This window comes from Nostoc sp. (assembly GCF_036917535.1).
Lineage (GTDB): Bacteria > Cyanobacteriota > Cyanobacteriia > Cyanobacteriales > Nostocaceae > Nostoc.
Genome location: NZ_JBALDA010000005.1, coordinates 13,236 through 26,591 on the forward strand (window position 1 = coordinate 13,236; position 13,356 = coordinate 26,591).

The 13,356-nt window shown below is 41.8% G+C and carries 7 protein-coding genes; 5 read left to right on the plus strand and 2 right to left on the minus strand.

Annotated features, from left to right (window positions below):
* Window positions 1-69 precede the first annotated feature (69 nt).
* Window positions 70-270 (plus strand): hypothetical protein, encoded by a 201-nt coding sequence (locus V7K56_RS01020; protein ID WP_334906740.1) that lies wholly within the window; start codon window positions 70-72, stop codon window positions 268-270.
* A 745-nt stretch (window positions 271-1,015) separates the two neighbouring features.
* Here V7K56_RS01020 and V7K56_RS01025 read toward each other — a convergent pair.
* Entirely contained in the window at window positions 1,016-4,201 is a 3,186-nt protein-coding gene (locus V7K56_RS01025) for a WD40 repeat domain-containing protein (RefSeq protein ID WP_334906742.1), read from the minus strand.
* Window positions 4,202-4,541: 340 nt separating this feature from the next.
* Here V7K56_RS01025 and V7K56_RS01030 point away from each other — a divergent pair, with 340 nt between their 5' ends.
* From V7K56_RS01030 to V7K56_RS01040, 3 genes are all read left to right on the plus strand, one after another.
* The gene (locus tag V7K56_RS01030; protein ID WP_334906744.1) at window positions 4,542-6,950 is read left to right on the plus strand and encodes a GH116 family glycosyl hydrolase; all 2,409 of its coding nucleotides are present in this window, start codon (window positions 4,542-4,544) and stop codon (window positions 6,948-6,950) included.
* A gap of 658 nt (window positions 6,951-7,608) precedes the next feature.
* Window positions 7,609-7,731, plus strand: coding sequence for a hypothetical protein (locus V7K56_RS01035; RefSeq protein ID WP_334906747.1), 123 nt, complete (start codon window positions 7,609-7,611; stop codon window positions 7,729-7,731).
* 1,238 nt (window positions 7,732-8,969) lie between these two features.
* On the plus strand, window positions 8,970-9,317 hold the full coding sequence (locus V7K56_RS01040) for a HetP family heterocyst commitment protein (protein WP_334906906.1): 348 nt from the start codon (window positions 8,970-8,972) through the stop codon (window positions 9,315-9,317).
* Window positions 9,318-10,393: 1,076 nt separating this feature from the next.
* On the opposite strand, the gene rpe is transcribed toward V7K56_RS01040, so the two are convergent.
* Window positions 10,394-11,104: a ribulose-phosphate 3-epimerase gene (gene rpe, locus V7K56_RS01045; RefSeq protein WP_334906749.1), complete on the minus strand. Its 711-nt coding sequence runs from the start codon at window positions 11,102-11,104 to the stop codon at window positions 10,394-10,396.
* Between the two features lie 168 nt (window positions 11,105-11,272).
* Between rpe and V7K56_RS01050 the strand changes: the two genes are divergently transcribed.
* Window positions 11,273-12,868, plus strand: a complete 1,596-nt coding sequence (locus tag V7K56_RS01050; RefSeq protein WP_334906751.1) for a S8 family serine peptidase — start codon at window positions 11,273-11,275, stop codon at window positions 12,866-12,868.
* Window positions 12,869-13,356 lie beyond the last annotated feature (488 nt).

The window sequence follows — 13,356 nt, forward strand, 5'->3', positions numbered from 1 at the left end:
TAGACTTACGCCCTTTTAACTAGACAATTTATGTTCTAAGGTGCAAGCTTTAAGTTCAAAAGTAGAATAATGAGGGTTAAAGGTGCAACTTCGAGGATAAAAGGTGCAACTTTGAGGATTAAAGGTGCAACTTTGAGGATAAAAGACGCAACTGCAAGGATAAAAGGCGCAACTGCAAGGATAAAAGGTGCAACTTCGAGGGTAAAAGGTGCAACTTCGAGGGTAAAAGGTGCAACTTTCGAGTTCAGAGGTGGAATGATGAAGTTTTGAAGGGGAGCGATCGCATTATTAACAGGCGAGACAACACCGTTTAGATGAATAAGACAGACATTAGTAGTACAACACGAGCAATACCACTAAGCTGCTGAGTTGAGATTTAGCGATTAAAGTGTTGAGGTCATCAAAGGCGATCGCTTACATCCTCAAAGATGCAGCTACACTAACAAAAACTGCCTCTGTCACTTTGATGAAATCTACGTAGGTGGATTTAATTTGTGTAGCCACTACTTCTAAAATGGTAATTTGTCTTTAATTGTGGCGTAGACGCGTTCGCGGAGCATTGCCGAAGGCTAGCGGCTTGTCGTAGACATCGCTTGCAACACAGCATCTCTATCTGATTGCGCTAGTGTTGCACTAATTGGGGCTATGGACATAGAAATTAGTCTCTCGTATATTGCTTAATTTTAGAGTGCCTACATATACAAGTTGAATTTAAAGAACACCAATAAAAATTCCAACGTCAAAAGGTGAGCTTTGTCAAAGTGCGGGTTACGCCTAAGCCTTTCACTCACCATAATTTATACCAATTTGAAAAAAGAATGCAACAAATAGACCATTTGTAGAGACGCGATGAATCGCGTCTTTATTCAAGGATATGTTGCAATCATTAATTGAATTGGTATTACCCTTGGATCTCGGCTATTGCAGTTGTGAACATAAAATTCCGAGTTTTGAGCATGAACTTCCAAATTTTGAAGGTGAAAACTGGAGTTCTGAGCCTAAATAGTGAGTGTTTTTACCCGCTTACTTTACTCCAAACATATTTTTGGCAGGTTTCGCAGGCGGCTTTTGCTTCCTCTGTTTGCGGATTGGTGAAGATGGGATGGTAACGTAACCTGTCACAACAGACTTGCAACCATGCACGCCAGTCACCGCGCCACAACCGCACTGTGCCATCTTCACCGCCACTGACAATTGTCTGCCCATCTTGGCTAATGGCGACACAATAGACCCAACCCTTATGACCAAGCAATGGTTCAGCTAAGGAAAGACCTTGGTGGTTCCACAACCGCACCGTGCCGTCATCACCGCCACTAACAATCGTCTGCCCATCTTGGCTAATGGCAACAGACCAAACATCACCCTGATGACCAGGCAATGCTTTAGCTAAAGGAAGACCTTGGCGGTTCCACAACCACACTGTGCCGTCAGTACCCCCACTAACAATCGTCTGCCCATCTTGGCTAATGGCGACAGACCTGACCCAACCCTGATGACCAAGCAATGGTTCAGCTAAGGGAAGACCTTGGCGGTTCCACAACCGCACCGTGCCGTCACTACCACCACTAACAATCGTCTGCCCATCTTGGCTGATGGCGACAGACCAAACATCACCCTGATGACAATGCAATGCTTTAGCTAAAGGAAGACCTTGCAAGTTCCACAACCGTATCGTGCCGTCAGTACCCCCACTAACAATCGTCTGCCCATCTTGGCTAATGGCGACACAATAGACCCAACCCTGATGACCAAGCAATGGTTCAGCTAAGGAAAGACCTTGGCAGTTCCACAACCGCACCGTGCCGTCAGTACCCCCACTAACAATCGTCTGCCCATCTTGGCTGATGGCGACACAATAGACCCAACCCTGATGACCAAGTAATGGTTCAGCTAAGGAAAGACCTTGCAAGTTCCACAACCGCACTGTGCCGTCAGTACCCCCACTAACAATTTTCTGCCCATCTTGGCTAATCGCGACAGACCTGACATTACCTTGATGACCAGGTAATGGTTCAGCTAAGGGAAGACCTTGCAAGTTCCACAACCGCACTGTGCCGTCAGTACCCCCACTAACAATCTTCTGCCCATCTTGGCTAATGGCGACAGACCTGACATCACCCTGATGACCAGGCAATGGTTCAGCTAAGGGAAGACCTTGCAAGTTCCATAACCGCACTGTGGCGTCACGACCGCCACTGACAATCATCTGCCCATCTTGGCTAATGGCGACAGACCAAACATCACCCTGATGACCAGGCAATGGTTTAGCTAAAGGAAGACCTTGGTGGTTCCATAACCGCACCGTGCCGTCACGACCGCCACTGACAATCGTCTGCCCATCTTGGCTAATCGCGACAGACCAAACATCACCCTTATGACCGAGCAATGGTTTAGCTAAAGGAAGACCTTGGTGGTTCCATAACCGCACCGTGCCGTCACGACCGCCACTGACAATCGTCTGCCCATCTTGGCTAATGGCGACAGACCAAACATCACCCTTATGACCGAGCAATGGTTTAACTAAGGGAAGACCTTGGTGGTTCCATAACCGCACTGTGCCGTCAACACCGCCACTGACAATCGTCTGCCCATCTTGGCTAATCGCGACACAATAGACCCAACCCTGATGACCAAGCAATGGTTCAGCTAAGGGAAGTCCTTGGCGGTTCCACAACCGCACTGTACCGTCAACACCGCCACTGATAATCGTCTGCCCATCGCCACTGATACCGACACAAGAGACATCACCCTTATGACCATGTAAAGGTTCAGCTAAGGGAAGACCTTGCAGGTTCCACAACCGCACTGTGCCGTCAACACCGCCACTGACAATCGTCTGCCCATCGCCACTGATGCTGACAGAATTGACCAAACCCTTATGACCACGGAAGGGAATCGAGACTCTTGCTTTATTCACCACCCGATTCAAACTGTTTTGAACTGATGCAAGAATCTGCTGGGGTAGTTTCTCTTGATTTTCCCCTATAGCTTGAATTGCCAAAACTAGACTATCTAGGGGTTGGAAGGGCAATAAATTCTCTACTCTAGCCGTTTTCTCTCGCAACTGGGATTCAGTAAGCGCCCTTTCCAACTCGGCAATGCGGTCTTTGTCATCGGCATTGCTGCGCTGGTAAAAATCTTCATCTTGTTGGGGTGATTGCAATTGTTGCCAGCTATCCCTCACTTGGGCCAACAATCCCTTTTGCATTAAATATTTGTCATCTGGCCTTTCGTTCAACCATTCCCGTCGGGTATTTTCTAATGTATCGCTCAACGGTCGCAAGTCTCGGTCTTGTTGTCGCCACTGGGCAAACTGCTGCCAACTTTCAATTAAAGCTTCATGGGCTAAATCAATCCAGATTTCTCCTTTTTCATCTTTCCCAGTAACTAATAAGCGTCCCTTAACCAATCCCGCTTCACCATCTAGCAACTCACTAAGTTGTTGCTGTTGATTGGCATCATCACCTGCAATATTTAATAATGTGGCTTTTGGTTGGCGCTGTCGGGTATCTTTTTCTCCCTCTCCCGTTCGCACTAACCACAAAAAAATCTGCTTAATCCATTCTTTTTCTTGCTGACTGCGTTCTTGAGTTGGATATTCTTTCTCATAATCTTGGTAGTGATAAACATTTTCTGCATGAAGATTTAACACCGCAGTTAATCCTCCCAACTTCTCATACTCTTGTTGGGTTAGTTGATGTTTCTTTTGCTCACGTTTCTCCCAGAGTTTAGTTAAGGCAAACTCTAACAATGGCAAACTCCTTGGTTCTTGTTGAAGATTTGGGAGAATTTTTAATACTCCTGCTCCTGCTTCTTCAACACTATGAACCTGAAGCTTGGCAGGCTTGGCGATCGCCTCCTTTAAATCAACTCCAGTTAAAGGCAGCATAACTGCTGCCTGGGTTGGAATCAGGTGAGTCAGAGAAGGATTATCTAAACAAGATTCAAGAAAATCGCCTCGCATAGTAATTACAACTGCTAACCGCGAATCATGAATCTCTGCTACCCCAGTCAGTAGTTCAATAAATCTCTGCCGTTCTTCCTTATCTATACAAACTGTAAATACTTCCTCAAACTCATCTACCACCAGCAAAAATCTTTCTGTGTTAGCCACAGCCTCTGCATCATTGATAGGTTTAGTCAGGCTGCCGAAACTGTTGTCATTCTGAGCAATTTCAACCACAAGGGCGTATTGTGTCATCTTTTTTGCTAAAACTATTGAGAAATTACCTCTGTGCTTTAAAATACCCAAATTTACTAGTAATTTACCCATTAGAGTTAAAAACTCTAGATTTAAAATTCAAGTAGCGGTTGAGTAATACACGGTAGAAGCACAATATTAAAGTTTTAGTGACTGGGATAAGCTCTATACCTTATGATTTGGTAGTAATTACGGGAGCGATGTCTAAAGGCGGGCTACGACTAGTTAAAAAATTTCAGCTGAAATTGACACCAATGGCCATTACCGTGCTACTACCTTGAGAAAAATCTCACATCGCGCTAGTCTTCATTGACGTAACTGCACGCTGTAACATTAGGCGATGACAAATCAACTCTCTCCAGAAATTCCCTCTTGCACTTGGAGCCGTCCCATCGGCTTAGACTGGGACAAACCTTATACAGTCCGCTATGCAAGTAATATTGATGATGGCCCTTGGCATGGTATGCCTTTAGGCGGCTTTGGTGCAGGTTGCATCGGTCGTTCTTCACGGGGAGACTTTAACCTGTGGCACATCGACGGCGGTGAGCATACCTTCAAAAATGTTCCCGCTTGTCAATTCAGTGTATTTGAATCCAATAGTACATCTTCCCAAGCCTATGCTTTATCTACCCAAGCGCCCGATGATGGCACTCTCAAGGCTTGGCAATGGTATCCGACACCTGCAGACACAAAGGGGACGGGCAATTATCATGCGCTATATCCACGTAGCTGGTTTGTGTATGAAAATGTATTTCAAGCACAGTTGACTTGTGAGCAATTTTCCCCGGTCTGGGCAGGCAATTACCAAGAAACTAGCTACCCTGTGGCAATATTCCTCTGGAATACCCACAACCCGACAGATACACCGATTACTCTCAGTATTATGCTCACTTGGCAAAATATGGTGGGCTGGTTTACAAATGCTCTCAAATCTCCCAAAGTGCAGGTACGCGATGATGGTAGTCCAGTTTACGAATACCAACCGCGCTGGGGTAAAAGTCAAGAAAACTACAACCAGATAGTTGAAAATACACAACAGGTTGGCTGTGTTTTAGGTCGGGTTGGTAGCGATCAACCTTTGCAAGAAGGCGACGGAACTTGGTGTATAGCGACGCTGAAACATCCCCAAGTAGAAGTATTTCACCAGAGCCGCTGGAATCCTGAAGGTACGGGTGAGGAAATATGGGAAAGCTTTGCCCAAGATGGGTCTTTGCTTAATTATGTTGATACTACTCCAGCAACAGAGAATACACAATTAGGGGCTGCGATCGCACTCCGTTTCACTCTCCAACCAGGCGAAACTCTGGAAATCCCCTTTGTCGTCGCTTGGGATTTGCCGATCACAGAATTTGCGGCTGGAGTTAACTATTACCGCAGATATACAGACTTTTTTAATAGAAATGGAAACAACGCCTGGGCGATCGCATCCACTGCGTTACAAGAATACCAAACCTGGCGATCGCAAATTCAAACTTGGCAAAAACCCATTCTCGACCGAGAAGATTTACCCAACTGGTTTAAAATGGCTTTATTTAATGAGCTTTATGACCTCACTAGCGGCGGTACTCTCTGGAGTGCAGCATCAGAACTTGACCCCATCGGTCAGTTTGCAGTGCTAGAGTGCTTAGATTACCGTTGGTATGAAAGTCTAGATGTGCGGTTATATGGCTCTTTTGCCTTGCTGATGCTATTTCCAGAATTAGAAAAGTCGGTAATGCGGGCATTTGCACGGGCGATTCCTCAAGGTGATGATACTCCCCGAATAATTGGCTATTACATGACAATTAAGGCAGAAAGCCCAATTGCAGTTCGCAAAGTTGCAGGTGCAACACCCCACGATTTAGGCGCACCCAATGAACACGTCTGGGAGAAAACTAATTACACCAGCTATCAAGACTGTAATTTATGGAAAGATTTAGGTAGTGATTTTGTTTTGCAAGTATACCGTGATTTTTTGCTCACGGGGGCTGACGATGTGGAATTCCTGGCAGATTGCTGGAATGCGATCGTTCAAACCCTCGACTACCTGAAAACTTTTGACCTTGATGGCGATGGGATTCCTGAAAATTCTGGCGCACCCGATCAAACCTTTGATGATTGGCGATTACAGGGTGTCAGCGCCTATTGTGGGGGGTTGTGGTTGGCGGCGTTAGAAGCTGCGATCGCAATTAGCGATATTTTATTAACTTACCAGACAAGTAACACAGCAGAGTTGGCGGCGCAAAAATCCACTTATGAAAATTGGTTACAACAATCTCTTCCTATTTACCAAGAAAAACTCTGGAATGGGGAATATTACCGACTTGATAGTAAAAGTGGTTCCGATGTAGTGATGGCAGATCAATTGTGCGGACAATTCTACGCCCGTCTGCTGGATTTACCTGATATTGTACCGAGCGATCGCGCTCTTTCTGCTCTGAAAACTGTTTATGATGCTTGCTTTTTGAAATTCTGCAATGGTGAGTTTGGTGCTGCTAATGGTGTTCGTCGTGATGGTTCACCAGAAAATCCCAAAGCTACTCATCCTTTAGAAGTTTGGACGGGGATAAACTTTGGGCTGGCGTCTTTTCTCGTGCAGATGGGAATGAAGGATGAAGCGTTGAGGTTGACGCAAGCTGTGGTACAGCAAATTTATAACAATGGTCTGCAATTTCGCACGCCGGAAGCTATCACCGCAACTGGTACTTTTCGCGCTAGCACTTACTTACGGGCAATGGCGATTTGGGGAATTTACTTAGTTATTAATTGATTGACTATCAAAGTGGTTCTCGTTTTGATGCAACACACGTAGATGTCATTGGTGTCAACTTTAGCTGAAATCTTCTGATTGTATGAGTTTTGCCCTTTCTCCAAAATTGGCAGAAGGGATTAAATTCTCCAGTTCTCCTTCTCCCATATTGGGAGAAGGGGTTAGGGAATGAGGGCATAAGAACCCTTACTCTTACCTAATACCATTTCACAAAATACTTAATACAAATGATTTGTCTCTAACTTTTTCTCTCCTATTCCCTACTTCTCTATTCCCCTGCTGCCTATTTACATCAACCTGAAAGTGAAATGGTATAACTTCTACTTTAAGTTGACACCTATGACAGATGTGCACCCTTACGAACGATCGTGTTCCACCTACCAAATTTAACCTGTCTTCATTTGGAAAAGCAAAGTTTAGATTTGCGATTTTATTTTCCGAGTGTTTCCGGAAGCGAAGGAAAATTTCAGTAATGGTAAGAGTTGAAGCATTGAGAATTTAAGACTAATGTTTCAAAAAATGCAAATATTACTAGCTTTAGCTATAAATATTGCTGATAGTTCCCAGACTACGTTTACAATCAAAAGCTAGGTTATGACATGCCTATTCCTTTACTTAACAGCAAAGTTTATCAGATTGTGGCGCTGTGTGTTTAGCAATGATTGGCCAACACTGGGGCATAGGCTTAAACCCTTACAGCTTGCGTAACTTAACACCAGTAAATCTTACAGGTGCATTTCACCAGCCTTTAGTAGAAACAGCCCAAACTTTCAAGATGTGAAGCGGTATCAGTGAGGACTTATCTTAGTAAGGTGGACTCATACTATAACCCTTGGATAGCTCATTGTCAAGTAATTCATTATGTAGTTGTCTTGAGAGATAAAGGCGATCGCATATTGATTTTTAATCTTGTACAACCATTTAGCCCAATTACTATAGGACTTACGCACACTCTACGATTCTTGGCGTTCTTGGAAGTCTTGGCGGTTCGATAAATTAAGCTTTTTGGCGATTTTTGCGTAAGTCCTATACTACATTTGTAATCTCAATTTTATAAATTTGTTAGATATTTATACATATATAAACTACTGCTGAATTAACTTAATCACATTCTGTGTTAATTAGCTTTCTATCTATTCTTAAATTCTCTAATATTGTACAGACTTAGCTTGCTACATTTTTTGAGTAAAGTTATCCATTTGTGGCTTTTTCTATTGACTCAGCTAAGGCTCTTATAACTATCTATATTATCACTAATCAGTAATTTTATTTTTCAACTGATATATTTTATAATTACTGGCTGATCGTTATGAAATATTTACGGGTGGTTGACAGCGATTATATTTAGTTAGATAAGCTAAAGCTGTAGTTTTTGCAAACCAATCAAGACAAGTCTAATGAGTCTTATTATCTAATCTAACTTATTGAAAAATAAGTTCAATGCTATTGCTTTGAACGGTTTTTTTCTCTATCAAATAATATTTTTACAAGTTGTTTTACATTCTATTTAGTGGTATTGTTTTCTAGTTACTCGACAATAATAAAGGTTTTAAAATGATATCGGGTGAGGGGTAACACCCCTCAAAAATTATAAAGGGGGACAAAACTAAAAGCTGCACAACACACAAGTAAGTATCGGAATATATTCAGTAAATTTGACCTATAAATATACTATATTAGTAGATGACATTAACGACAAAAAATAGTATAAATCCGAATGGTGTTGTTAATGCTCAAAGATAAATATATTTTCTCTATTAGTCTAAAAAATATGCAAACTTCCCGGAAATTGCCTAATTCAACAGTAGTAAGAAATATAAGCATGTGAACCAAGAAAATTTATTTACTTATGGTTTATTATCCATTGTAAACATCAAACACCGCTCCATTGCTGATAATTTGCCATAAGCAATTCCAAATTTGCAAAAAAGGCTAGTGCAGTCCGTACACCTCAATTAAAACATCAACAATCGCAGAGAAGAAAATAGTTTACTTCACCTAAAATAACTAAACACTATGATGAATCAAGACATTGCTGGTATTAGTAGTAACTTAGATAAGACAGTAAAAGCTCAACAATTTGACAAAGTAGTTGAAGCAATTCTTGCTGGAAAGTATTCCTGGGCATGTGTTTTAATGCTGCGATTTGGTGGTTATAATCCTCTCCATTACATTCCATATCGCACCTACAATCGATTGCTCAAAGAGAACTCTCAAGCAGATAGGACAAAACAACAGCAAAGTGAAAATCTAAAAATGTTGAAACATACTCATGATTCCCGGTCTGATAATAATGTGTCATCAAGCTGCTTAAGCAAAATTAAAGACGTTACTTATCTAGAAGTAGTTAGAAAGCAAAAAGCATGAATCAATTCAAAATTCAAAATTCAAAATTAAATACAGCCACCCACTTTCTTGTGGGGTTTCCACCTACCGAGTGAGACAAGGATTTTTTCGCCCACGAATACGAGGTTTTAAACCTAACTTTTTTATAAATCCTTGGTGGAAGTTTAGACCAGAGATTGACACAGCAAATAGCCATTAAAACCAGAAAATGTTCAAGACGTTTCCTTGAAATCTTGTGGATTCAATTAAAAAGTATTTAGAATCAATAGATTCTGCTCTAAAGTTGATTATCTGAAAGCCTGCAATGCTAATTGAAAATTTATAGCATGGCAGGTTTTCTATAGCAGTCATTAATTTGATATTTTTTTGCAAAAATCTGCCAAAATGGCAAATATATACTAATGATATTGGTAAACTAATAACAAGTACAATTTAAACTAAAATAGAGGTGATTTGGCAAGCAAGTTAATTTAAAAAATAAAATCGACTATTAGTTCTGACTATGAAATAAATTAAACTGATTACAAAAGTAGTCAGCATTTCATGGAGTAAATAACTCCTAGACCAAGACCAATAATCCAACCGTTGCTACTGGTGGTTCTTTTTCTGAGAAAGTCTGAGCAAAGAAAATTTGAGGAGGTGGATTCCCCCAAGCCAATTTTTACACAGCTTTCACTGACTGCAGACGGTGCGAGTAATGCTGATAAAACTTTCGATTTCGTGGTTGGTGTTGCTTTAGTTAATAAAGCAAACGCTTAACACCAATTCCAGGAACAGAAATAGAAAAGTTACGGTGAAATTAATTGTTGTCTTTGGCTGGTAGAACTAGTAGCTTATACCTTCTCTTTCGACTATTGTAATCCTAGTCCTCCCAATCTGGATTATCTTTGGTTTCTAAACTTTCAATTTATATAGCAAGACTGGAAGTTCAAAACTTGAATATCTTCCAGTTTTTTATCTGTATAGAAAAAAATAAGGCGGGCAAATTGCCCACCTTATTTTTTGTGGAGAATAGATATCTAGTGAAATTAATCTAGAAGTCTTGTAGAGACGTAGCACTGCTACATCTCTTGTTTAATGGTTAATTCAAAAATGAATTAAACCTTAGCTAATTCTGGAGTAGGACTCTTGCTGTTGCGAATTGCTGTAATAGCCTCAGCATAATCTTTAGCCTTAAACACAGCTGAACCGGCGACGATCGCATTAGCTCCTGCTTCTAAAACTTGCCAGGTATTATTTGCCTTCAGTCCCCCATCTACTTCAATCCACGGGTCAAGACCACGTTCATCACACATTTGGCGTAGCTTGCGGATTTTGGGTAACACACCAGGGATAAAGCTTTGACCACCAAAACCAGGGTTAACACTCATAATTAGTACTAAATCGCACAAATCTAAAACGTATTCAATTAGTTCTAGAGGGCTACCAGGATTAAGTACAACTCCAGCTGTCTTACCAAGCTCTTTAATTTGCCCCAAGGTGCGGTGCAGGTGTGGAGAAGCATTATGTTCGCAGTGTACGGTGATATGATCTGCACCCGCCTTAGCAAAATCTTCTACATACTTTTCTGGCTCCACAATCATCAAATGGACATCCAGGGGCTTGGTTGTAATCGGACGAATCGCCTCCACAATCAGAGGGCCTATCGTAATATTAGGTACAAAACGACCATCCATTACATCAACATGAATCCAATCTGCTCCAGCCGCGTCTATGGCGCGAATTTCATCACCCAGACGACTAAAATCGGCTGATAGGATAGATGGAGCAATTACAATGGGCTTTTGAGATAGGTGGTTTTGGGTCATGGCTAGTGGATTTTTAAGCGTCCTCGTCTGTACGCATTGTAACAAAACATTGAGCAAGACTCATAATTTTGATCCCGGTTTTTTGGAGACTAGGGAGGCAGGGACAAGGAGAATAACCAATGCCCAATGCCTAATACCCAATGACTAATGACTAATGACTAATAACTAATGACTAAAAAATTAACCTGGATATTTTGGGGATTAACTGCTTCTTGTGTAAGTGTACCGGTAATTGCTTCAGCTTTAGAATCTGGACTAGGAACTAACGGCATTGATGCTCTAAAGCTACACAAACCTCCTTATAATTTAATCGGCCGTAAGATTGCTATTGGGCAAGTGGAAATTGGTCGGCCAGGAATGTTTGGGTGGGATAAGGCGGTGTCTAAAAATCGTGCTATATCTGTAGCTGCGGTTTTCTTACGCGATGGCCCAGCTAAGTCTAATAGCGGTGTTGACTCCCACGCCTACAATGTTGCTGGTGTGATGGTGAGTCAAGACAAAGCTTTGCCAGGAGTTGCTCCAGGAGCACGATTGTATTCATCAGCGGTGGGTTCGACTAAAAATATGGGTCAACCAGAAGAGTGCTTATCGGCACAGCACATAGCGCTCCAAAATGGTGGGGATGTCCGTGCGATTAACTTTAGCTTTGGGGAACCTCTGAGCCGCGATCCTCGACCGGAAGCTACTTTAGACGGCAATGCTTTACTAACTTTATGTGTTGACTGGTCTAGTCGCGCTCATGATGTTTTGTATGCGATCGCTGGCAACCAGGGAAAAGGCGGTATTCCTATTCCTACCGACAATTTTAACGGAATAAACGTGGCTTTTTCATCCCGCCGAGGGGGAGTTTTTAACAAAGTAGACGTGGCTAATCTGGCGGGTGTTAACCAAGGGGTGAATGGAAGACTAGCTGGAAGGGAATTTGACCTTAATGGGCGTCGCGCTATCAGTTTGGTTGCTCCTGGTAATAATATTCCTTTACTCAATCCAGATGGCAAATTGAACAAGGTTACAGGTACAAGTTTTGCAACACCTCAAGTTACAGCTACTGTTGCTTTGTTGCAGGAACTTGCAGACCGACAGATGCGGACAAAACAACTTCACTGGAGCGTCGATTCTCGGCGTCATCAAGTGATGAAAGCTGTATTGCTGAATTCAGCAGACAAACTTCTAGATAGCGGCGATGGCTTACGGTTGGGAATGACTCGGACGCTAATTGATAAACAAAATCAAAACTGGCTAGATTCTGATGCTTACAAAGATCCAAAGATTCCCTTGGATGCCCAAATGGGAGCGGGTCATTTGAATGCATTTCGCGCTTATCAGCAGTTTAATGCTGGTCAATGGCAGGCATCAGCTGCGGTGCCAGCTATTGGTTGGGATTATCGCACAGTTGATGTTGGAGCATCTGTTGACTATATATTAGCAAAACCGTTAAAGCAGGGAAGTTTTGTTGCTGTCACCCTGAGTTGGGATCGATTGGTAGAACTCAACGATAAAAATAAAAATCAGCAATATGACGTAGGTGAAAATTTTCGTGATCGCGGTTTGAATAATCTTGATCTCTATTTGGTAAAAGCTGATGCTCAAAATTCTAATACTGGTGCTGTTTGCTCCTCAATCAGCCAAGTTGATAATGTAGAACATATTTTCTGCCCCGTTAGTGCTACTGGCAATTACAAAATCCGTGTCCAGTTTCGTCAAAAGTTCAATGAAGCGACTCAACCCTACAGTTTAGCTTGGTGGAGTGTACCTATTAATTGAAATAGGGCAACACAAAGATCTGTGTAAAATTACAGCGTTTTTCTCGTTCCCATACGGAGCATGGGAACGAGATTTCGTGCCTTAGAGAAACGTTATTCGATCTATAAAACCTAACAAAAGTAGTTATATCATGTGCGGTTGAGACTTATCATTAAGAAGGCAGTTCTTGCTGGGAGCAGAGAAAGAAAGAGTTTTCAGATTTTTGCACAGATGCAAGAATCATAACTAATCAACCGGACATGTATTATTTTATAATTACGTAGTTTACAATACGTTTATACATAAAAATAAAAATTCTTATAAATCAAAATTTTTTATAACTCGTCTCTATAGCCTTCTCAATAAGGAATTAGCAACTCCACAAGTTGTGTTTAATTCCTGTAAGCTACTAATTTGCTGTTACGAAAACTGTAACAGTCCTATTTTTCTATTGGAGTAAATGCAATAGTTAGTCATTGACACAGTATCTGCGTCAACTCTGAGAACAA

What these genes read in the sequence shown, in the direction of transcription:
- V7K56_RS01020 (WP_334906740.1), top strand. Translation starts at nt 70, where the DNA reads ATGAGGGTTAAAGGTGCAACTTCGAGGATAAAAGGTGCAACTTTGAGG.
- V7K56_RS01025 (WP_334906742.1), bottom strand. Translation starts at nt 4,201, where the DNA reads ATGACACAATACGCCCTTGTGGTTGAAATTGCTCAGAATGACAACAGT.
- V7K56_RS01030 (WP_334906744.1), top strand. Translation starts at nt 4,542, where the DNA reads ATGACAAATCAACTCTCTCCAGAAATTCCCTCTTGCACTTGGAGCCGT.
- V7K56_RS01035 (WP_334906747.1), top strand. Translation starts at nt 7,609, where the DNA reads ATGATTGGCCAACACTGGGGCATAGGCTTAAACCCTTACAGCTTGCGT.
- V7K56_RS01040 (WP_334906906.1), top strand. Translation starts at nt 8,970, where the DNA reads ATGAATCAAGACATTGCTGGTATTAGTAGTAACTTAGATAAGACAGTA.
- rpe (WP_334906749.1), bottom strand. Translation starts at nt 11,104, where the DNA reads ATGACCCAAAACCACCTATCTCAAAAGCCCATTGTAATTGCTCCATCT.
- V7K56_RS01050 (WP_334906751.1), top strand. Translation starts at nt 11,273, where the DNA reads ATGACTAAAAAATTAACCTGGATATTTTGGGGATTAACTGCTTCTTGT.